Source organism: Rhodococcus sp. MTM3W5.2, assembly GCF_001984015.1.
Classification (GTDB): domain Bacteria; phylum Actinomycetota; class Actinomycetes; order Mycobacteriales; family Mycobacteriaceae; genus Rhodococcus_G; species Rhodococcus_G oryzae.
Map to the genome: position 1 here is coordinate 5594288 of NZ_CP019572.1, position 21183 is coordinate 5615470.

Sequence of the window (21183 nt, forward strand, 5' to 3'; positions counted from 1 at the left end):
CGGTGCGCTGGCGACCCTAGACGGCCAGGCCGTCCCGGCCCGCGGCCAACGCCTCGCCGACCATGCCCGCGACGGGGCCGAACGCGTGATTCAACTCCACAGCGGCGGCGTCGAGTCCGGCGATGACCTGCTCGCCGCCAGGCTGGGCGAGGGTGGCCTCGCGGGCCGCGACCGCCTGACCGGTGACCTGCTCCGCGAGCTGCGGAGCCGCAACGACAGCATCGACAACGGCGGTGGCCGCGGCGGGCTGCTCCATGGCGAGCCGGGCGTACTCCTCGCCTGCCTGCAGCTTCAGCGCCGCGGCGTCGGGCTCGGTGACGTTCGGGAGGACGAGCTCGGTCGGGGTGCCGAGGCTGTCGCCGGCGCCGAAAGCGGTACCCGCGGCACCGCCCGCCACGCCACCCACGACCGCGCCCACCGCTGCCGCGGGGATTCCGGCCGCGGCGGCGCCGATGGCCGCTCCGGCGGCGGTGCCGACGGGGGCGGCTGCGACCCAGCCGATTCCCGGAATGAAGGCATTGCCGATACCCACGCCGATGTTGCCTCCGATGGTGCCTCCGATGAGGGCACCGCCGACGGCGAACGGGACACCGGCGGTCATCGCGCCTGTGACCGCGCCGGCCGCGGCGCCGCCGATCGTCGCGGCGGCGATGCGATCACTGCGCTCGGCGTCCACACCGATGGACTTCCAGAACGTGTTGACCTGTGCCTCGATCACGGCGGAAGTGTTGTTCGTGCGGTTCAGGTACTCGTCGGAGAGCCAGTTCGGCTGATCGGAGACGTAGTCACCGATCCGCAGCCGCTCCTTCGGCGCCTCGATGGGGGCCACCACCTCGACCGGGACGGGCAGGTGCAGTTCCTGGATCTGAACCGGAGCGACGGGCTCGGAGTACTCGGAGTAGTCGTAGGTGGGCACCGGGCGGGTCGGCACCTCGGCGTACTCGACCGGAGGGGCGATCCAGTAGGTCTTCGACTCCGGGTCGACGGGCTCGGCCTCGGGCGCCGGCGCGGGCTCGGGGGCGGCCTCTGCCACCACGCCAGGCTGCTCGGCCTCCGGCACCATCACGCCGGGCTGGGCGAAAGCCGGTCCCGCGCAGGTGATCGCGATCGCCAGCGGGATCACACCCACCACCGTTGCGCGCTCGGTGCGCGCGCGATGACGGGCGCCTCTGTGGTGGTTCATGGGTTCTCCTTCGATGTTTCGTGGTGGTGGCACCACCACGTGAGGTCGTGATGGTGCCGACGCGATCCGAGGCCGCAGTGGGCCGCGCGGCGCCGCCGATCGGCTGGGCCGCGGATGGATGACGTGGTTGCTGGGTCAGCGAAGTGGAGAAGAACCGTGTCGGTCGAGAGCACGACGGGTCTGCGCCGAACGGCGCTGGACTCGACAGATGACCTGGTCCGGCGCAGAGCGCGGGACTATTCCCCCGAAATACATATTCCCCCCGGAATACATTGCCTGCCCCGAGTCGGAGCCGGTCTCGCTGCGGTGTTGCCTCCGGGGCCGCCACAACAAGCCTCCGGTACCCCCGGATGGGAGCAAACCAGAAATTTAGGACACGTACCGGTCGGTCTGCAAGTTGCGGTCCGCCCGGCCTCGTCCGAGCCGGCGGTTTCGGTGCCGGGTGTCGCCGGACCATCCGCCACCAAGCGGGCGCTCGGGTCCGGCCAGGGGTGCCCTACCCTATGACCATGCCCGACCAGCGCAAACCCTCCTTCACGCAGTACCTCGGCTACCTGTTCGGCCGCACCCTGCCCGACTCCATGCAGGACTGGGTGCGCAACGACCTGGTGGGCCCCGGCGCCTCGGTGCGCTACGTGCTGCGGTTCACACTGCCGCTGATCCCGCTGTTCCTGGCGTTCTACCTGCTCATCCCCGGCGAGCGGTGGATCCCGCTGGCGATGATGGCGCTGTTGTTGTTCCCGGTGCTGTATTTCGCGATCGCGCTGATGAACATCTACCGCAGGCACCGGCTGCTCGCCCACGGCCTGGACCCGGAACTGCTCAACGAAAAGGCGCAACGCCGGGCGGACAGCACCCGCGACGACTATGAGCAGCGCCACGGCCGCGGAGGGCCCGCGGCGAACTAGGGTGGATGCGTTCAACAGACGAAGGGAAGAACAGATGACTGAGCAGGTAGCCACCGCAGATCTGGCCGACGAGATCGGCCCCGACATCCGCAGCTGTGACACTCAGTTCATCCAATTCGGCGGTCGCGCAGTCTTTTCCGGCCGCATCACCACCATCAAGTGCTTCCAGGACAACCTGCTGGTGAAGCAGACCCTCGGCGAGCCCGGCAACGGCGGCGTGCTCGTGGTCGACGGCGACGCGAGCGTGCACACCGCGCTGGTCGGCGACATCATCGGCGGCAAGGGCGTCGCCAACGGCTGGGCGGGCGTGATCGTCAACGGTGCCGTCCGCGACTCGGCGATCCTGCGCACCCTCGAGATCGGCATCAAGGCCCTCGGCACCAACCCGCGCAAGAGCACCCAGACCGGGTCCGGCGAGAAGAACGTGCCGGTCACCTTCGGCGGCGTCACCTTCAACCCGGGCGAGATGGTCTACAGCGACGACGACGGCGTCGTCGTCCGCGCGGAGGACTGACCACCACAGATCAGCGTGTTCGGCCCGGGTGCGACGAAGGTCCGCCCGGGCCGTTCGCGTTCAGTCGACGATGACGACCGTGTCCCCGACCTGCACGTTCTCGTAGAACCACTGCGCGTTCTCCGGGCTGAGGTTGATGCAGCCGTGGCTGACGTTCTCGTAGCCCTGCGAATCGACCGACCACGGCGCGGAATGCACGTAGATCCCGCCCCATGTGAGCCGGACCGCGAACTCGGTGTCGATCCGGTATCCCTCAGGTGAATCGACCGGGACCCCGTATGTCGACGAGTCCATCACCAGGTACCGGTCCTTCTCGAGCACGTCGAAGGTGCCAAGCGGGGTCTCGTGTCCCGGCTTGCCCATCGACGCAGGCATCGTTCGGACCACCTGATCCCCGATGCTGACCGTGAACTGGTGGGTGGAGACGTTCGCGACCGCGGACACCGCGCCGCCCTGCGACCGCGCCATCGGGACGGCCGATGCGGTAACGCCGCCGAATCCCATGTGCAGCACCATCATCACGATCGCCGCGACGATGACCCGAACCGGATATCGAAAACTACTGCGCTGTGGTGTTGTCCTCATCGCCGCGCCGCCCTTCGAGAAGACGTGACCGACCCATCCAGTGTGGCACCGCGGGACTCGTTGCAACAGTGCCCGGACCCCCGGCACGGGCGGGTGACCGCGAGGGAGTCATGGGGTCTCGATCTCCCCCGGCTCCTCCGCGGTCACCCGTCACACCGTCACGAGCCGAACGGGAAGCTCGTCTTCCGACGCCACGGCCCTGTGATCGCAATGACAAGACCGGGCGTCTGGATGTTCGCGTACAGGGTCTTCCCGTCGGCGCTGAACGCCGGACCGCAGAACTCGCTGTCGTTCAGCTCGTTGCGGGCGATCTGGAACGGCTGCCCGTCCTCCGTCACGCCGATCAGGTGGCTGATGCCCTCGCCGTCCTCGGCGAGGATCATGCCGCCGTGCGGGGAAACGGTGATGTTGTCGGGGCCGTCGTAGTTGCCGGTGTCGACGGACGGGTCCGGATTCACGCCGAAAAGGGTCTTGAGCTCGACGGTCTCGGTGGCGGGGTCGTAGAACCAGACCTGGCCGTCGTGCTCGACGACGCTGCCGTCGCTGGTGCGGGCGAAGCTGGCGACGAAGTAGACGCCGCCGTCGCCCCACCACTGACCCTCCAGCTTGCGGCTGCGGGTGACCTGGTCGTTCGTGAACTGCTTGCGCACCGAGGTGGACTTCGCGTCGCGGTCGGGGACGTCGACCCACTGCACGCTGTAGCGGACGCCCGGCACGGTGGCCTGCGACAGGTCCGGCACGTGGGTGCCGCCGGAGAGGCACTTCATCGCCTGCAGGCTGCCCGCGGTGTCCCCGCCGGGCGACTGGGCGAGGGCGTGGAGCGCGCCACGGCCGCCGACAAAGCCCTGTGGCGGCGTCCACCGGTAGTACAGGCCGTTGGGGCTGGATGCGTCCTCGGTGAGGTAGATGGCACTCGTCGCCGGGTCGACGGCGACCGCCTCGTGCGCGTACCGGCCGAGGAACTTCAGCGGAATCGGGCTCTTGTCGATGTTCGCGGCCTGGCCGGCCGGGTCGACCTCGAAGACGTAGCCGTGGGCGAGGGTGAAGCCGTTCGATCCGGCGCGGGCTTCGGTTTCCTCGCAGGTCAGCCAGGTGCCCCACGGGGTGATGCCACCCGCACAGTTGTTCACGGTTCCTGCCACGCTCACGTACTGGCCCTGGCGCGCGCCGTTCGGGCCGACCGTGGCGGTGGTGGTGCCGCCGCGTGCGCCCGGGTCGTAGGTGAGGCCGGCGACCACCGGGACACCGAAGGGCTCGTTACTGCCGACCTCGTGGTTGGTCACGATGGTGGCACCGTTGCCGTTCGCGAACACGCCGTTCGCGTCGGGGTCGCTCGGGACCGGCGAACCGTCGTCGAGCAGGGTCTCACCCGAGCGCGAGACGACCGTGTAGGAGAACCCCGCGGGCAGCGACAGGATCTTGTTGGGGTCGGGAACGAGCGGACCGTACCCGGCCGCCTTCCCCGGCACCGCGGCCGCGACCTGGGGCCGGAACAGGGTGTCGACGCTTCCCGCGAGAGCGACGCCGAGCCCGGTGAGCGCGGTGCGTCCGAGGAACGCCCTGCGGTTGAGTGGTGAGGTGGTCACGTCCGATCCCTTCATCGATGAACAACGATGACCGGACGCTATTCAGCGCACTGACGTACTGCGTGCATGCTTCGTGTCCTCCCCGTGAACCGGGAGGGAATTACTGGCGCCGCGGGTTCACGTCCATGTCACGCGAGGCGAAAACCCAAGGATTCGTGGACAATTCGGACACGCCCGCACGGAACTACCGACCGCGCCGAGTGTGCAATTGTTGGGCATCTGCCGAGTGGGACGTGCGGTAGCTGCACACTCGGCGAGGTCAGCCCTGCCGCAGGGAGCCCAGCAGACGGTCGAGCGTCGCCAAGGCCGAGTCCCGGTCCCGATCGGGGGTCTCCGACTGTGCCACCCAGAGCACCGCCTCGTTCATCGCACCCGACAGCAGGTGTGCGGCCGGTGCCGCGAGGCCGGGACAAATCGTGCCCTCCGTCTGCAACTCGTCGAGCACCTCCTGCAGCAAGCGACCCGAGTTGGCCGCGTCGAGTTCCCGCCAGCGCTGCCAGCCGAGCACGGCGGGCGCGTCGATCAACATGATCCGATGGATCCTGGGATCCGATCCGGCGCGGACGAACTCGTGGCAGCCCTCGACGAGGGCGTCCCACAGATTCCCGGCCCCGGCCGCGGCGTCACTCACCCGCTCGGCGACCTCGCGCTGCACCTGGCCCACGACGGCGTCGAACAGCCCGGCCTTGCTGCCGAAGTGGTGGTAGACCGCACCACGGGTGAGGCCGGATTGCTTTGCGACGTCGTCGAGTCCAACCGCGCCGAACCCACGGTCGGCGAACATCTCGACGGCCACCGCGAGCAGGGCTCGCGTTGTCGTAGCGCTCTGTTCCTTCTTCGACGGACTCAAGCCCACCCCTTCGATGACCCATTGATACATACGCAGTGTATGCGTATGTTCAGACACATACATTGCGTACGTATCTATCTTGAACGGAGAGCTTCATGGCCACGACGAGCTTCTACCCGGTGATCTGCACGGACGCCGTCGGCGAATCGGCGGACTTCTTCCGCCGCTGGTTCGACTTCGAGGCGACATTCGAATCCGATTGGTACGTAAGCCTTCGCCGCGAACCCGACCTCGAACTCGCGATCCTCGACCACACCCACGAGACCATCCCCGACGGGCACCGATCGCGCGCACAGGGCCTGATCCTCAATGTCGAGGTCGACGACGTGGACGCCGAGTACGAGCGACTCGTGACGCTCGGGGGTCGCCGCGCGGTGCTCGACATCCGGACGGAGGACTTCGGACAACGGCACTTCATCATCGCCGGCCCCGACGGCGTCCTGATCGACGTCATCACGCCGACCCCGCCCACCGCCGAGTTCGAGCAGCAGTACGTCGAATAGGACCGGTCCGCGTTCAATTTTCTTGGACGATGCCGAGCGGGGCGTGCCGTCCATTCGTGCGCCCCGCCTCGTCTTCGAGGCCAAACCGCGCCATTGCCAGGGCCTGTCACAAGGGCACCGATCGCGCGATAGCGCCGCGGACAGAATCGAGACGTGGTAGAACGTGTTCCAGTTTGAGCGTCGCCGATCCGGCGTCGCCGCCTGGAACGTGGCCGAGCAGGCCGCTCGCACGATGAAGGATCTCGATGCACTGGTACACCGGGAACACGGTCTACGACACCGTCCTGACGATCGCCTTCGCCTTCGCGGCGTTCGTCATCGTCGGCGGCTTCTTCGCCCAGAGTTCATACGGTCGATTCAGCTCGACCAACCTCGGGTTCAACCTCAACCCGAAGCTGGGCTGGTGGCTGATGGAGATCCCCGCGACGGTGGTGTTCGCGATCTTCTTCCTGACCGGCCCGAACCGGTTCGAGCCCACCTCGCTGGTGCTCGCCGGGATCTGGCTGCTGCACTACGCGAACCGCGGCTGGTTCTTCCCGCTGTCGATCCGGCAGGTCCCTGGCAAGCGCAGCACCTTCAATGTCTCCGTTATCGGCATGGGCATGCTGGTGACCTGCATGCACGGCTACCTCAACGGCGCCTTCTTCAGCCACGACTACCTGAACCAGTACGGAACCGAGTGGCTGACCGATCCCCGCTTCCTGATCGGCGTGGTGATCTACCTGGGCGGATTCGCGCTGCTGGTGTCGTCCGAGTCGATCGTGCGCAATCTCCGGGACAAGCAGAACCCCGGCGCGACGGAGTACAAGATCCCGTACGGCGGCGGGTTCCGGTTCGTCACCAGCCCGGCGTACCTCGGCGAGCTCATCGCCTGGGCCGGGTTCGCCCTGCTGACCTGGTCACTTGCCGGCGTCGCCATCTTCCTGATCACCGCGGGCAACCTGATCCCCCGGGCCATCGCGACCCACAAGTGGTACCGCGAGAAGTTCGACGACTACCCCACCGACCGCAAGGCCCTTGTCCCGCTCGTGGTCTGACCGCCGAGCCCCCTAGCGGGACACCCGCACGCTGATCCCACCGATCTCCACCACGTCGCCCTCGTGCAACTGGCGGCCACGGCGGACCTCTTCCTCACCGTTCACGCTGACCAGACCGTCGGCGATGACACCCTTGGCATCGGCGCCCGATTCGATCAGGTTCGCCAGTTTGAGGAACTGGCCGAGGCGGATCGACTCGTCGCGGATCGGTACATCTTGGGGCGCAGGCACTCGTTCATCATCCCCCACACCGACGGAGAACCCTTCACACTGGGTAGATGACGCCGACCACCACGACCGAAACGTCGCTCGAGTCCGCTCATCCCGCACCCCGGCGGCTGGGCAGACCGACCACCGGGCACTTCAGGCAGGTGCCGCACATCGCCGGCCTGGTGATCGGCGTCTACGCGACCCTGGTCTTCCTGTGGAGCATCTCGCCCGTGCTGCGGTACCTCGTCCGGACGCCGCGCGAGTACGTCAACAATTACTACTTCGACGCACCGGACACCAGCATCGTCTGGGCCCTGGTGCTGGCGCTGCTCGCGGCGGCGCTCGCCAGCCGCAAGCGCATCGCGTGGTGGTTGCTCACCATCTACCTGGTCCTCATCGCCCTCACCAATCTCGCCCAGGCCATCGCCGAGCGGAACATGAACGCGGCGCTGGCCCTCGTCGTCCACCTCGCGGTGATCGGCGTGCTCATCGCCGCGCGCAAGGAGTTCTACACGCGGGTCAGGCGCGGCGCGGGCTGGAAGGCGCTCGGGGTGCTGCTCCTCGGCCTCGCCATCGGCACCCTGCTCGGCTGGGCCCTGGTCGAGCTGTTCCCTGGCACCCTGCCGTCTGATCAGCGGCTGCTCTGGTCGCTCAACCGTGTCTTCGGCGGCGTCGTCTTGGAAAACGAGCAGTTCGACGGGCGCACACACGGTTTCGTCAGCACCCTTCTCGGGCTGCTCGGCGCCCTCGCGTTGCTGGCCGCGGTGGTCACCCTGTTCCGATCACAGCGCTCGGACAACGCCCTGACTGGCGACGACGAGTCGGCGCTGCGCGGACTGCTGGCCCGCTCTGGCGCCGACGATTCGCTCGGCTACTTCGCGACCCGCCGCGACAAGGCGGTGATCTTCGCACCAAGCGGCAAGGCGGCGGTCACCTACCGGGTCGAGCTCGGCGTCTGCCTGGCCAGCGGCGACCCGATCGGCGACGAGGAGGCCTGGCCACACGCGGTGGACGCGTGGCTGGACCTGGCCTCCAATTACGGGTGGACCCCTGCGGTGATGGGGGCGAGCGAGCTCGGCGCCACCGCCTACGCGCGCGCGGGGCTGACCGTCCTCCAGCTCGGCGACGAGGCGATCCTGCACACCCGCGAGTTCAACTTGAGCGGCCGCGAGATGCGTCAGGTCCGGCAGGCGGTCAACCGGGTTCGCAAGCAGGGCGTCACCGTTCGCATCCGACGTCATCGCGACATCCCACCCGAGGAGATGGCGAAGGTGATCGCCAGGGCGGACGCCTGGCGCGACACCGAGACCGAGCGCGGCTTCTCGATGGCCCTCGGGAGGCTCGGCGACGTCGCCGACGGCGACTGCCTGCTGGTCGAGGCCATCGGCGAGACTGACCCGGACGGCGACGGCACGTCCGACGGCGAGGTCCTCGGCATGCTCTCGCTGGTGCCGTGGGGTCTGACCGGGGTGTCGCTCGATCTGATGCGCCGGAACCCGAAGGCGCCCAACGGTGTCGTGGAGCTGATGGTGACCGAGCTCGCCACCGGCGCGGACCGGTTCGGCGTCAACAAGGTGTCGCTGAACTTCGCGGTGTTCCGGTCGGTCTTCGAGGAGGGTGCCCGGATCGGCGCCGGGCCGGTGCTGCGGGTGTGGCGATCGATCCTGGTGTTCTTCTCCAAGTGGTGGCAGCTCGAGGCGTTGTACCGGTCCAACGTGAAGTACCAACCGGATTGGGCCCCGCGCTACCTGTGCTTCTCCGACAGTCGGGTGCTGCCGAAGGTCGGCATGGCGTCCGCGGTGGCGGAGGGCTTCGTCACGCTGCCGCGGTGGCGGCGCCGCGACATCAGCAAGCACACCGGCACCCGCGTCGCGGTGCCGCAGTCCGTGGCGGCGGCGGGATTGCTGCACTCGGACGGCAGTGCGCCCGACGATGTCGCCGCGCTCGCCACCGAGACGGTCGGACCCCGTCGCCCGGAACAGGTCCGGGTGCGGATGGACAAGCTGGACCGGCTGGCCGCCCATGGCATCGATCCGTACCCGGTGGCCTACCCGCCCACCCACACCGTCGCCGCGGCAGCCTCGTCACCTGAGGGCACCCGGGTCCGGATCGCCGGGCGGCTCATGCGGATCCGCGCCTACGGCGGCGTCGCGTTCGCCGAGGTCCGCGACTGGTCCGGCGACCTGCAGGTGCTGTTCGACCGCACCACCGTCGGCGACCGGCTCGACGAGTTCACCGCCGACTTCGACCTCGGCGACCTCATCGAGGTGAGCGGCACGATCGGCCGCAGCCGCAAGGGCGAGCTGTCCGTGCTCGCCGCGGAGTGGCGGATGAACGGCAAGTGCCTGCACCCGCTGCCGGACAAGTGGAAGGGACTGTCCGACCCGGAGACCCGGGTCCGCCAGCGCTACCTGGACCTCGCCATCAATCCCGAGGCCAGGGACCTGCTCACCGCCCGCAGCGCGGTGGTGAAGTCGCTGCGGGACTCGCTCACCTCGCGCGCCTTCATGGAGGTCGAGACCCCGATCCTGCAGCAGGTGCACGGCGGCGCGAACGCGGCCCCGTTCATCACCCACATCAACGCCTACAACCTGGACCTGTACCTGCGCATCGCGCCGGAGCTCTACCTCAAGCGGCTGTGCGTGGCCGGCATGGAGCGGGTCTTCGAGATCGGCAGGGTGTTCCGCAACGAGGGGGTGGACTTCAAGCACAACCCAGAGTTCACGATCCTGGAGGCGTACGAGGCGCACAGCGACTACGAGCGGATGATGGTGCTGTGCCGGGAGCTGATCCAGGCGGCGGCTGTGGCCGCACACGGCCGGGAGATCATCCTGCGCCCCGGGCCAGACGGAACCCCGGTCGAGGTCGACATCTCCGGCGACTGGCCGGTCAAGACCATGCACGGCGCGGTCGCCGAGAAGCTGGGCGTCGAGGTGACCCCGGAGACCCCCATCGAGGAACTGCGACGGCTGTGCGACGAGAACGGGATCCCGCACCAGTCCGACTGGGACGCAGGCGCGGTCGCGCAGGAGATGTACGAACACCTGGTGGAGGACCAGACCGAGTTCCCCACCTTCTACACCAACTTCCCCACCTCGATGTCGCCGCTGACCCGGCCGCACCCCACCATTCCCGGAGTCGCCGCGAAGTGGGACCTGGTGGCCTGGGGTGTCGAACTCGGCACCGCCTACAGCGAGCTCACCGATCCGGTCGACCAGCGCAGGCGGCTCACCGAGCAGTCGCTGCTGGCGGCGGGCGGCGACGAGGAGGCGATGGAGCTGGACGAGGACTTCCTGCAGGCCCTCGAGCACGCGATGCCGCCCACCGGCGGGATCGGGATGGGTGTGGACCGGATCGTCATGCTCATCACCGGCGGCAGCATCCGGGAATCACTGGCGTTCCCCCTGGCCAAGCCACGCCAGTGACCGACACCGCGCCCGACACCCAGCGGTGGATCCGCCGGATCCTGATCGGCCTGCTGGTGCTGGGGGCGGTGCTGTACTCGTCGTGGATGCTGGAGTGGGTGCTGCCGACGGGCCTGGACCCGAGCCGGGCCTACGTCAGCGAACTGGCCGCGCTGGATCAGCCGTACGGATTCCTCTTCCGCACCGGGGACCTGCTCACCGGCATCGTGCTCGCCACCGCGGCGGGATTCGGCCTGGCGCTGCGCCCGCGCCGGCTGCTCACCACGATCGGCTGGATCGGTCTGGCGGTGTTCGCAGTCAGCACGTTCCTCGACTCCCGGATGCCGCTGGCCTGTTCCGCCCACGCCAGCAGCGAGTGCGCGGGCCGCGAGGAGGCAGGCCTGTTGCACGCCGTCCGGTCGCTGCACGCCGTGACCAGCTCGGCCGCCGCGACCGCCGCGGCCGTGTCGGTGTTCGCCTTCATCCTCGCCGCCTACCGCTACGGATGGCCGCACCCGCTGCGTTGGTTCGGGCTTGGCGTCGTCGCCCTCTATTCGGTGGGCACCGTGTGGACCCTCTTCGCCGTCGACATGGACGGGCGGGGCGACGAGGTCTGGCTCCTCGGCTACGCACAGCGACTGCAGCTGATCTCGGTCACCGCTTGGATCGTGTTCGCCGCACTGCTCACCGCCCAGGAAGGCCGACGGAGTTCCACGTGAAACCACCAGGAACCCTCGTCGAGGTCGGCGGCCGATCCCTGCACGTGGTGGTGGAGGGATCCGGGCCGCCGGTGGTGCTCGTCGGCGGGCTCGCGGGCAACTGGTTCGACTGGGACGGGGTCGCGGCCCTGCTCACCCGGGCCTGCACCGTGGTGCGGTTCGACCGGCCCGGGTTCGGGCTCAGTCCCGCCTCCGACGAGCCGCCGACGGTCCGCGGGGAGGCCGACCGGATCGGTGCGGTGCTCGACGCGGCCGAGGTGCGCGGGCCCGTGACGGTGGTGGGCCACTCGATGGGCGGCTGGTACGCCGAGGGATTCGCACGGACGCACCCCGGGCGGGCCGCGGCCCTGGTGCTGCTCGACGCCAGCATCGCCGCGCGCCACCCCCTCGCACTCCCCCGCCGATGGCGGCTCGACGTCTCGACCGGCCTCGCTCGGGGCGCCTCGGCGTGCGGGCTCCAGCGCCTGGCCGGGCCGTGGGTGCGCCTGGTCACCCACGGCGCTCCCGACGCGGAAGCGGTCGAGTGGATCCGACAGACCTTCACCGACCCCGACTACCTGCGATCGGCCCTGATCGAGAACGCGGCGTACCCGGACCTGGGCGCGGAGCTCGAGCGACTCCGCCCGCTCGGCCCCTGCCCGCGACCCTGGTCGTGGCCGCCGACTCCGGCCGGTCGCGGCGCTGGGTCCGGGAGCAGCGACGGCTCGCCGACCGGCTCGGCGCCGGGTTCGAATCGCTGCGGCCCGCCCGGCACAACATGATGGCGGACCGCCCGGCCTCGGTCGCCGCGCTGATCGCGAGCATGACAGTCTGACCGGGTGCAATTGCTGTTGATCCGTCATGCGCTGCCCGAACGAATCCTCTCGGCCGAGTCCGCCGACGGCGCGGACCCGGGCCTGACAGCGGAGGGTCACGCACAGGCCGGACGGCTACCCGGCGCCCTCGACCCGTACCCGATCTCGGCGATCGTCAGCAGCCCGCAGCGGCGCGCCCTCGAGACGGCGGCGCCGGTCGCGGCGGCCCGCGGGCTGACCGTGACCGCCGATGCCCGGCTCGCCGAATACGACCACGGCCGTGCGCACTACGTGCCCATCCACGAGGCCAAGACGATCGCGCCGGACGCCTATGCCCGCATCCTGGCCGGGCACCTCCCCGACTTCGTCGACGAGCGGGAGTTCCGGTCCCGGGTCCACGAGGGCCTGGACCGGGTGGTCGCGGGGGCCGACCACGAAGACACCGTGGCCGTGTTCGCGCACGGCGGCGTCATCAATGTGTACCTGCAGGGCCTGCTCGGCCTCGACCGCCCGCTGACCTTCCCGATCGACTACGCGTCGATCACCCGTGTCCTGGTGTCCCGCAACGGCAATGCCCGAGTGGCCTCGGTGAACGAGACCGGCCATGTGCGAGACCTGCTGATCCGGCACCGCCCGTAACGACCGGGTCCGGATACCGGACTCAGACCTCGATCGGGGTCAGCGGGTGGATCTGCGGCGCACCCGCCAGGTGGGCGCCGAACGTGCCCAACGCGGCCTGCAGGTGCGGCGTCGCCATGTGCGCCTGCAATGCCTCCTGGCCGGTCCACACCTCGACCGTGACGAACGTGCCGGGGGCGGCCGACGATTCGTACAGCTCATAGCCGAGGCAGCCGTCCTCGTCACGACTGGCGGCGGCGAGGGTGGACAGGCCGTCCCGCACGATCTCCTCCGAACCGGGCTTTGCGGCGATGGTGGCCACCACCTTCAGATCCGACATCGGCTCCCCTTCTCTCAGGCCACCCCGTGCGGCCGTTTCCGGTCACGCTACTTGCCCGCAGACGCCCTCCGCGGGGTTATCCAAACCCCGAACTGGACGCTTGTACGTAAAAACTGGACGCTCAGTACAGAAGCGGTCGGATTTCTCGTGCGGTGCGCCCGGTGGCAGGGCGGGCGATCCGCCCTAGTGTCCTTGAAATGTCAGTGACCGCCATCACATTTTGACCGCGCAGGCGGCCTCCGCGCCGCGCGCACCGATGACGATCGCGTTCCCTGCGAAGCCCCAAGGATGTCTACGTGACCAGCAGTGAAGTTGTGGAGTTTGTCAATGCCGGCGACCGCGAGTTCGGTTCTGTGCGGGCCCGGTTCGTCGACGGCGCGGTCGCGCCGCAGCCGGGCCACCTCCCGACCACGGTTGATCGCCAGGAGATCCACGGCACCAGCATGCAGTCGCGCGTGCTGGCCCAGGCACTGCGGATGACGGTGCGCCCTGTCATCTCGATGTGGGCGAAGGCGTCGGCCCTGCCCTGGCCGTTGAAGTTCCTCGACGACTTGGGTGCGCTGATGCATCCGCCGATCGAGGGCACCCGCAGCCACACCATCCTGCTCGACAACTGCAGCGCGCAGTGGGTCGAGGCGGACGGCGCCGACAGCGATCGCGTCGTCCTCTACCTGCACGGCGGCGGATTCATGTTCTGCGGGGTCGGCACCCACCAGCGCCTGGTCTCCCGGATCTCCTCCGCCGCGCAGGCGCCGGTCCTGATGGTCGACTACCGGATGCTCCCGACGCACAGCATCGGCAACGCGGTCGACGACGGGGTCAACGGCTACCGCTGGCTGCTGGCCAAGGGCTACCGGCCCGATCAGATCGTCATCGCGGGCGACTCGGCGGGCGGCTACCTGTCCTTCATGATCCCGCTGGCCCTCCGTGAGCAGGGCCTGCCCGGTCCGGCCGGCATCGTGGCGCTCTCGCCCCTCACCGAGATGGATCCGGCCCGCAAGACCGAGCACCGCAACGCGGGCCGCGACGCCATGCTCCCGAGCCACGCGCTCGACGAGCTCGCCCGGATCTCCGACCGGGCCGACAGCCGGTCGGGGTCGCTCCGCGACCGTTCACGGCTGTGTCCGGTCGACAGCGACCTGCGGGGACTGCCGCCGGTGCTGATCCAGGTCGGGTCGCACGAGCTGTTGCTGCCCGATTCCGAGCTGATGGCCGACCGGCTGGCCGAGGCGGGCGTGCCCTGCGAGCTCCAGGTGTGGCGCAGGCAGGTGCACGTGTTCCAGGCGGCCGCCGACGTGGTGCCGGAGGCACAGCGCGCGATCGACGAGATCGCCTACTTCGTCAAGACGGCGACACGGGAACCGCTGAGCCTGGTCCGCTAGCCGCCTGCGCTCGGGGCGGCCGAATCCGGTCCCGCCTCGAGCACGGCCGCGCCGAGCCAATGACACAGCGCCAGAGCGATTTCCAGGTCGAGGTGGCCGTCCCGGAGCTTGTGCCCGAGCTGATCCTCCGCCTTGCGGAGCCGGTACACCACCGAGTTCTTGTGCATGTTCAGCTGTTCCGCGGTCGCGGTGTAGCTGGCGCCGTTGGCAAGGAACACGCGGATCGTCGCCCGCAGCCGCTCGCTTGCGGCATCGTCCACGGCCAGCGGACCGAGGACGTCGCGCACCCACCTCACGGTGGCGGGCATGTCCGCGCACATCAACGCGATCGCGCCGACCTCCGCGCTCGAGACGACGAGCGGGCCACGACGCGCCGAGTTCTGCGCCACCAACTGCGCCGACATCGCCTGTTCGTGGGTGCGACGGAATCCGGTCACCCCGTCTGCAGGCACCCCGACCGCGAGCTTGACGGGGTGCTCCCAGGCGGCCGCGATCGGCCCGATCGCGGAGAGGTCGACCGACGGCCCGACAGGCAACCAGGCCCACACCTCGTTGTCGGCGCGCGGCAGGACCAGCGGTGGGCCGTTGCAGCCGAGTCGTTCCGCGAGGGCGCCGACCGACCGCTCGAGAAAACTCGTCCCGCCGTCCCGGGATTCGGCCCGCTCGGTCCACACCGCCAGCGCCAGATGCCGCTGGGCCAGCCGATATCCGAGTGTCAGTTCGGCGGCGGGCAGGTCCGTGGCCCGGCCCGTCAGGAGCTGTCCGATGCAGGCCTCACGGGAGATGCTGCTGCGACGCAGCCACAGCGCGCGCTCGGTCTCGTAGGCGGCCGCGAGCTGGTGCGCCACCCGATCGCCGTAGCCGGCGGTGTCGGTCATGATCAGCAGCGCGGCCTGCGCGACCACCGCGGCGTCGTCGCTGAGCAGTTCCATCTGTTCGAGGCACCACCGCATCACGGTGTCCGTGGACAGGCGGTTGGCCCGCTCCATAGCGGCGAGCGAGACCCCGCGCTGCGCGAGCTGCCGCGCGTACTCGATCGCCGTCGCGGGCGCATCGGTGCGCCCAGCCTCGATCCGGTGCTGCAGGATCTGGCGGATCGATGCCAGCGACTCCACGGTGGTGGCGACCTGCATGGTGGCGATCAGCGGATCCCTGGCCTCCTCGATCTCGGAGGTCAGCCGATCGATCACCCGCGACGCGAGTTCCTCGCTCTGCGCCTCCATCGCCGAGGCGAGCGCGATAACGAGCTCCCGCGCGCCCAAGGCCGCTTCACCTGACGATCGCATGCCGCTGCTCCCTCGCGCCCGACAACGTGGCGGGTCTGTCCGCCGTGTCGCAGGGCATTGTGCCGGACCCTGGCCCCACTTGACCAGAAATCCGGTGTCGCCCCGGCCCGGGGCCGGTCGATCACGCGATGAGCAGCGGATTCATCGCGTGATCGCAACGAGGTGATCGGCGGGGCAAGCCCCTGTCGATCAGGCGCGGTCGCGCAGCCAGCCCGCCAACCAGGTGGTCGGGGTGTTCCCCGCTCCGTCGACCGCGTACCCCTGGTAGTCCTGGTGCGCGCCCGACCCGTAGAACCGCTCGAGCTGCTTCCTGCGGCCCTTGTTCGCCTCATCGGTGAGCTGGTTCTGCAGCGTCGGGATGCCGCCAGCACCGAGCAGGTCGTTCCAGATCATCGTCGCCTCGTCGCCGTAGCGCGGGGAATCCGAGGAGCCCGGATCCGAGTTCTGGGCGAGGAAGCCGGCCAACCTGGTGACGAAGTCGGTGCGCTCGGTCGCGCAGTACAGGTCCCCTGGCGCGCAGAAGGTCACCGTGCGATCGCTGAGCCAGCCGAAACCGCCGATCCGCGGGCCGCCCGAGCCGATGCCCGGCACGCGCGGGCCGATCAGCACGTCGGTGTCCGCGCGGCGCGGGTCGGAGAGCAGGCCGACTGCCGCCACCTTCTCGGGCGGATGGTGCTGGTTCCTGTGCCGATCTCCGCGGCCAGATCGCCCGCCGCGTCCGCTCCCTGGCTGTAGCCGATGATGCCGAAACGCGTGTTGGCGCAGGCCTTCTGCATCGCCTCCAGCATCCCCCGCGCGTTGTCGGTGGCCTGCTTCTTCGATGCCCCGTACACCTCCGCCTCCCAGGGGAACGCGGTCGCGGCATAGGTGACGTAGTCGGACCGGATCTTCGACGCGGGAAGCGCGTTCGTCACGGCAGCGAGCATGCCGGGGCCGGGACGCTTGTCCGGCTGCGTTGACGTCTCCCAGGTACCCGGGACGGCCACCACATACATGCTCGGGCAATTGCCTCCGGCCGGATCGGCCTGGGCGGCCGTGCCGGAGAGCACCGTCCCCACGGTGGCAGCAGCGAATGCGGACAGTACTGCGATGGACTTCTTCAGGCGCATTGTGCGAGCCCCCTCTTTCCTTCCGATTCCCGGTCCGGCCAGCCCATACTGCCCGCGGGAGGTATCAAAAAGATGCACAGACGATGAACCAGACGCTACCGCAGACCCCGGGGTTTTCGCGCACCGAGATCACCCTCCGCGCGATACCCCCGGGGTGCACGCGGGCCCACCCCCGAAGCGAGGCAGAATCGAACCATGGTCGATGCCGCCGTACTCGTGACGATCGCCTCCGTCTGCGTCGGGTTCGTCCTGTTCGTGACGGCGGCCAGCGGCGCCCGCGGCCGCTGGAATCGAGGGCTGGTCATCACCCTGTTCGCGGCCGCGATCTGCTGTCTGACGGTCGTTCCGCTGACCGTTGCGCTCACCGCTGGGGTGTAGCGGGACCTCCCCGCAGGGAGCGGCGGGTGCGCCGCCGGCCGTGAGCCGGCGACGCACCCCGAGCGCTCGGCCTCGATCAGGAGCCGAAGATGCTCTCCAGGCTGCCGAGTCCGCCGCCGTTACCCGGACCGGTGGCGCCGGGCACCGTCAGCGTCTGCGGAGCAGAGGCGGAACTGGTGAACCCGGCGTCACCGGTGAACTCCGCCGTGACGTTGTAGGTGCCGGAGTTGTGGAACGTGGTGGGCAGCGTCGCGACACCGTCGACCACGTCGACCGGGCCACCGATCAGCGCGGTGCCGATCTTGAACTGCACCTTGCCCTTGGCGTTGGCCGGATCGACCGTCGCCCTCAGCGTCACCGGGACGTTCTTCTCCACTGTGCCGGGTGCCGCGAGGGTGGTGGTGGTCTCCACGTCCGCGGGCGCGGGCGTCGTGACGCTCACCGGGAAGGCGGGCGAGGTCGACGGCGCGAAACCCTGTGCGCCGCTGAACTTCGCAACCACCCGGTGGGTTCCGGTCGTGGTGAAGGTGTACGGCGCCACGGCGATGCCGTCGGTGCCGACCATGCCGGTCACCGGGGACCCGCCGTCGACGATGAAGTTCACCGTGCCACCGGTGCCCTCGGGGTGACCCGCGCGGTGAGGTTCACGTCCTGGCCGACCTTGGCGTTGGCCGGGGCCTCGACCGTGGTGGTGGTCGCCGTTTCCGGCGGTGCGTCGGTGGTGACCTTGACGATCTTGACCGCAGAGGTGGATCCCACGAATCCGGGTGCGCCGGAATAGACCGCGGTGATCGGGTGGTCGCCATCGGCGGTGAACGTCGTCGTGAGGGCCGCGTTACTGCCTGCCAGCGCGATCGGATCGCCGAGCAGGGCGTCACCGTCCTTGAACTGCACCGTGCCGCCGTTTGCCGCGGGTGCGACGTTGGCGGTCAGGGTGACCGGGGTGCCGTTCTTGGCGCTGCCCGGGCCTGCGAGGGTGGTGGTGGTGGCCTTGTCCGCCTCGGCGATGCTGGTCGTCGCCAGCGGGCCTGCACCCGCGTTGAGGGGCGCGCTCTGAGCGTCACGCGGGGTGCACTGGGTCGGGGCCCAGGCGGTGATGAACACGGCACTCGCCTTCGGCAGGAACGTCAGGAAGTTCTTGTCGTTGGCCCACGCCCCCGCATCACCGCCGGTGCGCAGCTTGATCTGGACGTTCCCGGACGCACCCGCCCGCAGCCGAACCTTGACCTTGGGCAGCTGGAAGGTGGTGTTCGCGCCGCTCACCGCGGGCGCGACGATGCCGCCCTCGGAGTTCTTGCTGGAGTTGGGACCGTTTCCGATGGTGGCATTGTTGCCCGAGAGCCGCAGGATGGTCCCGTTCGGGTCGACAGTGCCGTTCTCGTTGACCCGCAGCACATTAGGTGCAACGCCACTGAGCCCGGAGCTGGTACCGGGCACGATGTCCGCACCGAGGAAATCCGCATTCTGTGGCACGTCGATGTCGATCTTGATCCGCGAGACGTTCTGCACGTTCGCCACCGACACCGCGTTGGGATAGGTGATCGGCGGGGGCGCGATGATGGCCTCATACTCCTGGCCGGCATCGACGCTCGCGGGAGCATCGACAGTCACCGACGACGGCTGCGACTGCGTCTGCGGGCCTTCGACGGCCGACGGGGTCGCGAGGCAGGTGGCGGTGAAGTTGGTGGTGATCGGGGCGGCCTGGGCAGGCATGCCGCCGAACACGGTGATCCCGACGACGGCCGCCGCGGTGATCGGAGTCGCTATCCGCCGAATTCTCTTGTTCTGCATGAATTCTCCTGAGATAGGGAAAAGTCTGGATCCCCACCCGGGCCCGGGGTGTGCACGCGGCACGCCCCGGGGCCGGCTGGGGGTGGGTCGGCTAGCTACCGAAGAGGCTGGACAGCGATCCGGTGTCGAGGCTGCCCGTGCCACCGGGGGTGCCCGCGACCGCGACGTTCACCACGGAGGGACCGGAGACCGAGTCCTTGAACCCGGCGCCCCCGATGAAGGTGGCGGTGACGCCGTAGGTGCCCTCCTCCGCGAAGGTGTGCGACATGGTGGCCACACCGTTGACGACTGCCACCGGGCCGCCGACCGGCGTGGTGCCGACCTTGAACTGCACGGTGCCGTTGGCACCCGCGGGCGCGACGGTCGCCTTGAACTGCATGGCCTGTCCGACGGCCGCGTTGCCGGTGACCGCGAGGGCCGTGGTGGTGGCCTCACGGGTGTCCGGGTCGTTCACTGTGACGGTGAAGCCGGGCGAGGTGGATCCGGTGAAGCCGGTGGTGCCGGTGAACTCGGCGACCACGTTGGCGGTGCCCGCGGCGCCGAAGGTGTGCGGCAGGATCGCGACGCCGTCACCGGTGCCCACCGGTGCGGTGCCAACCTCCGCGCCGTTGACAAGGAACTTGACGGTGCCGCCGCTCGGGATCGGGTGCACGGTGGCCGACAGGTTCACCGGGGTGCCGACGACCGCGGTGACCGGCTCGAGCACGGTGGTGGTGGTGCCCCAGTCGGGGTCCTTCACGATCAGCTCGGCCGGCGGCGACACCGAGTCGGTGTATCCGGCGGTGCCGGTGAAGACGCCGACGAAGCTGTGGGTGCCCGCCTCGTCGAACTTGCGGGTGATCGAGGCCGTGCCGTTGACCACGGGGACCGGTTCGCCGACGTTGGTCGCGCCGTCCTTGAACTGCACGGTGCCGACCGCGGTCGCGGGGGTGACCGTCGCGGTGACCTGGACGTCGTCGCCGACCAGCGCGGTGGCCGCCACCTGGATCGCGGTCGTGGTGTCGGCGGTGACGTCGACCGTCTTCACCCCGGAGGTCGAGTCGTGGAAGCCCGGTCCCCCGGTGAACACCGCGGAGATATTGTGCGCGCCAACGGAATCGAAGGTGTGCGAGAGGGTCGCGTTGCCGTTGGCCACGCCGACGGGGCCGCCGATGTTCGCGGCACCGTCCTTGAACTGCACGGTGCCGACCGCGTTGGCGGGCCCGACGTTCGCGGTGAGGTCGACAGGGGTGCCGGTCTTGGCGGTGGCCGGGACCTGCAGGTCGGTGGTGGTGTTGACAGCGGGGTCGACGACACGCACCCACGCGCCTGCCGGGTTGGCGCCCGACTGCGTGCTGAACGCAAAGACGTCGAACACGAAGCCGGCGTTGTAGTCACCGAAGGGCTGGGTCGTGGGGATCTTGTAGGTGACGTCGAAGTTAACGTTGTCGAGGTAGCCCTTGTTGCCCAGGATCGGCACCGAGTTGCAACCGCCCCCCGTGCACGTCGCCTTGACGCCCGCGGCGCCCTCGTTGCTGATGTTCGACTGCTTGCTGATCGTGTGCGAGAGGTACTGGAAGCCGGCGGGCTGGATCTGCCGGATCGCGGTCATGTACCGGCCGATGCCCGCGGTCTTCCAGATCTTGGCGGTGTAGGTCACGGTGTCGCCCGGGTGGACGATGTTGACACCCGGCGTGGCGGGATCGACCGCGGTCCCGTTCACGGCGGTCAGGCCGAGGTTCCATCGCAGGTTGTCCGCCGACTGGTCACCCGACGAGGCCGGCGGCGGCGGATCGGCGGCGGCGGTGGCGGCGCCGCCGAGCAGCAGTCCCATCGCGGCGGTGGCCGCGACGATCGGTGTCGCAAGGCGACGGGTCATGGACAAGAGCACGGTTACCTCCTGAACGGCCCACCGAAGTGGGTTGCAGTGGCGTGACTCACATCACAGAATCGCCGGAAGCCTAACCGTCACAAAACGGATACGTACCCGCTTTTCTGAACATTCGT

Annotated in this window: 19 protein-coding genes and 2 pseudogenes; 10 read left to right on the forward strand and 11 right to left on the reverse strand. The window is 69.3% G+C overall.

Going from position 1 to position 21183, the window contains the following annotated elements; all coding sequences use genetic code 11:
- Positions 1-16: 16 nt before the first annotated feature.
- Positions 17-1183: a hypothetical protein gene (locus BTZ20_RS25695; protein ID WP_077043306.1), complete on the reverse strand. Its 1167-nt coding sequence runs from the start codon at positions 1181-1183 to the stop codon at positions 17-19.
- 509 nt (positions 1184-1692) lie between these two features.
- On the opposite strand from BTZ20_RS25695, the gene BTZ20_RS25700 reads away from it, so the two are divergent.
- Positions 1693-2091: a DUF5313 family protein gene (locus tag BTZ20_RS25700; protein ID WP_077044011.1), complete on the forward strand. Its 399-nt coding sequence runs from the start codon at positions 1693-1695 to the stop codon at positions 2089-2091.
- 34 nt (positions 2092-2125) lie between these two features.
- Positions 2126-2605, forward strand: a complete 480-nt coding sequence (gene rraA, locus BTZ20_RS25705; protein ID WP_077043307.1) for a ribonuclease E activity regulator RraA — start codon at positions 2126-2128, stop codon at positions 2603-2605.
- A 60-nt stretch (positions 2606-2665) separates the two neighbouring features.
- On the opposite strand, the pseudogene BTZ20_RS25710 reads toward rraA, so the two are convergent.
- The 3 genes and pseudogenes from BTZ20_RS25710 to BTZ20_RS25720 form a co-directional block, all read right to left on the reverse strand.
- A pseudogene (locus BTZ20_RS25710) lies at positions 2666-3070 on the reverse strand (L,D-transpeptidase); the annotation flags it as partial.
- Between the two features lie 278 nt (positions 3071-3348).
- Positions 3349-4776 (reverse strand): alkaline phosphatase PhoX, encoded by a 1428-nt coding sequence (locus BTZ20_RS25715; RefSeq protein ID WP_077044012.1) that lies wholly within the window; start codon positions 4774-4776, stop codon positions 3349-3351.
- A gap of 259 nt (positions 4777-5035) precedes the next feature.
- Entirely contained in the window at positions 5036-5626 is a 591-nt protein-coding gene (locus tag BTZ20_RS25720; RefSeq protein ID WP_145982421.1) for a TetR/AcrR family transcriptional regulator, read from the reverse strand.
- A 95-nt stretch (positions 5627-5721) separates the two neighbouring features.
- On the opposite strand from BTZ20_RS25720, the gene BTZ20_RS25725 reads away from it, so the two are divergent.
- Both BTZ20_RS25725 and BTZ20_RS25730 read left to right on the forward strand, forming a co-directional pair.
- Positions 5722-6129, forward strand: a complete 408-nt coding sequence (locus BTZ20_RS25725; RefSeq protein ID WP_077043309.1) for a VOC family protein — start codon at positions 5722-5724, stop codon at positions 6127-6129.
- A 245-nt stretch (positions 6130-6374) separates the two neighbouring features.
- Positions 6375-7166: a methyltransferase gene (locus tag BTZ20_RS25730; RefSeq protein ID WP_077043310.1), complete on the forward strand. Its 792-nt coding sequence runs from the start codon at positions 6375-6377 to the stop codon at positions 7164-7166.
- A gap of 12 nt (positions 7167-7178) precedes the next feature.
- On the opposite strand, the gene BTZ20_RS25735 is transcribed toward BTZ20_RS25730, so the two are convergent.
- On the reverse strand, positions 7179-7397 hold the full coding sequence (locus BTZ20_RS25735; RefSeq protein WP_077043311.1) for an RNA-binding S4 domain-containing protein: 219 nt from the start codon (positions 7395-7397) through the stop codon (positions 7179-7181).
- 47 nt (positions 7398-7444) lie between these two features.
- Between BTZ20_RS25735 and lysX the strand changes: the two genes are divergently transcribed.
- Genes lysX through BTZ20_RS25755 form a run of 4 tightly spaced genes read left to right on the forward strand, consistent with a single transcriptional unit; the run spans position 7445 to position 12932 of the window.
- The gene (gene lysX, locus BTZ20_RS25740) at positions 7445-10801 is read left to right on the forward strand and encodes a bifunctional lysylphosphatidylglycerol synthetase/lysine--tRNA ligase LysX (protein WP_077043312.1); all 3357 of its coding nucleotides are present in this window, start codon (positions 7445-7447) and stop codon (positions 10799-10801) included.
- Positions 10798-11499 (forward strand): DUF998 domain-containing protein, encoded by a 702-nt coding sequence (locus BTZ20_RS25745; RefSeq protein ID WP_223263529.1) that lies wholly within the window; start codon positions 10798-10800, stop codon positions 11497-11499. Before lysX ends, BTZ20_RS25745 begins: the two co-directional genes overlap by 4 nt.
- Entirely contained in the window at positions 11496-12260 is a 765-nt protein-coding gene (locus tag BTZ20_RS25750) for an alpha/beta fold hydrolase (RefSeq protein WP_223263530.1), read from the forward strand. Before BTZ20_RS25745 ends, BTZ20_RS25750 begins: the two co-directional genes overlap by 4 nt.
- Before the next feature lie 57 nt (positions 12261-12317).
- Positions 12318-12932: a histidine phosphatase family protein gene (locus BTZ20_RS25755; RefSeq protein ID WP_077043313.1), complete on the forward strand. Its 615-nt coding sequence runs from the start codon at positions 12318-12320 to the stop codon at positions 12930-12932.
- Positions 12933-12954: 22 nt separating this feature from the next.
- Here the strand turns inward: BTZ20_RS25755 and BTZ20_RS25760 are convergent, their stop codons facing one another.
- On the reverse strand, positions 12955-13251 hold the full coding sequence (locus tag BTZ20_RS25760; protein ID WP_077043314.1) for a putative quinol monooxygenase: 297 nt from the start codon (positions 13249-13251) through the stop codon (positions 12955-12957).
- Positions 13252-13547: 296 nt separating this feature from the next.
- Between BTZ20_RS25760 and BTZ20_RS25765 the strand changes: the two genes are divergently transcribed.
- Entirely contained in the window at positions 13548-14633 is a 1086-nt protein-coding gene (locus tag BTZ20_RS25765) for an alpha/beta hydrolase (RefSeq protein ID WP_223263531.1), read from the forward strand.
- On the opposite strand, the gene BTZ20_RS25770 is transcribed toward BTZ20_RS25765, so the two are convergent.
- On the reverse strand, positions 14630-15919 hold the full coding sequence (locus tag BTZ20_RS25770) for a PucR family transcriptional regulator (protein ID WP_083742857.1): 1290 nt from the start codon (positions 15917-15919) through the stop codon (positions 14630-14632). The genes BTZ20_RS25765 and BTZ20_RS25770 overlap by 4 nt on opposite strands.
- Before the next feature lie 189 nt (positions 15920-16108).
- Positions 16109-17028 (reverse strand): annotated as a pseudogene (locus BTZ20_RS25775) (cutinase family protein).
- A gap of 195 nt (positions 17029-17223) precedes the next feature.
- Between BTZ20_RS25775 and BTZ20_RS25780 the strand changes: the two are divergent.
- Entirely contained in the window at positions 17224-17406 is a 183-nt protein-coding gene (locus tag BTZ20_RS25780; RefSeq protein WP_077043316.1) for a hypothetical protein, read from the forward strand.
- A 76-nt stretch (positions 17407-17482) separates the two neighbouring features.
- On the opposite strand, the gene BTZ20_RS28755 is transcribed toward BTZ20_RS25780, so the two are convergent.
- The 3 genes from BTZ20_RS28755 to BTZ20_RS25790 form a co-directional block, all read right to left on the reverse strand.
- Entirely contained in the window at positions 17483-18010 is a 528-nt protein-coding gene (locus tag BTZ20_RS28755; RefSeq protein WP_223263532.1) for an Ig-like domain-containing protein, read from the reverse strand.
- Positions 18007-19197 carry an Ig-like domain-containing protein gene (locus BTZ20_RS25785; protein ID WP_223263533.1) on the reverse strand — a complete coding sequence of 397 codons (1191 nt, stop codon included), beginning with the start codon at positions 19195-19197 and terminating at the stop codon, positions 18007-18009. Before BTZ20_RS25785 ends, BTZ20_RS28755 begins: the two co-directional genes overlap by 4 nt.
- A gap of 91 nt (positions 19198-19288) precedes the next feature.
- Positions 19289-21067 (reverse strand): Ig-like domain-containing protein, encoded by a 1779-nt coding sequence (locus tag BTZ20_RS25790; RefSeq protein WP_223263534.1) that lies wholly within the window; start codon positions 21065-21067, stop codon positions 19289-19291.
- Between the last annotated feature and the right edge of the window lie 116 nt (positions 21068-21183).

Bases quoted from the DNA above. Each gene is read 5' to 3' on its own strand.
- BTZ20_RS25695 (WP_077043306.1), bottom strand. From the start codon at position 1,183: ATGAACCACCACAGAGGCGCCCGTCATCGCGCGCGCACCGAGCGCGCA.
- BTZ20_RS25700 (WP_077044011.1), top strand. From the start codon at position 1,693: ATGCCCGACCAGCGCAAACCCTCCTTCACGCAGTACCTCGGCTACCTG.
- rraA (WP_077043307.1), top strand. From the start codon at position 2,126: ATGACTGAGCAGGTAGCCACCGCAGATCTGGCCGACGAGATCGGCCCC.
- BTZ20_RS25725 (WP_077043309.1), top strand. From the start codon at position 5,722: ATGGCCACGACGAGCTTCTACCCGGTGATCTGCACGGACGCCGTCGGC.
- BTZ20_RS25730 (WP_077043310.1), top strand. From the start codon at position 6,375: ATGCACTGGTACACCGGGAACACGGTCTACGACACCGTCCTGACGATC.
- lysX (WP_077043312.1), top strand. From the start codon at position 7,445: ATGACGCCGACCACCACGACCGAAACGTCGCTCGAGTCCGCTCATCCC.
- BTZ20_RS25760 (WP_077043314.1), bottom strand. From the start codon at position 13,251: ATGTCGGATCTGAAGGTGGTGGCCACCATCGCCGCAAAGCCCGGTTCG.
- BTZ20_RS25770 (WP_083742857.1), bottom strand. From the start codon at position 15,919: ATGCGATCGTCAGGTGAAGCGGCCTTGGGCGCGCGGGAGCTCGTTATC.
- BTZ20_RS25780 (WP_077043316.1), top strand. From the start codon at position 17,224: ATGGTCGATGCCGCCGTACTCGTGACGATCGCCTCCGTCTGCGTCGGG.
- BTZ20_RS25785 (WP_223263533.1), bottom strand. From the start codon at position 19,197: ATGCAGAACAAGAGAATTCGGCGGATAGCGACTCCGATCACCGCGGCG.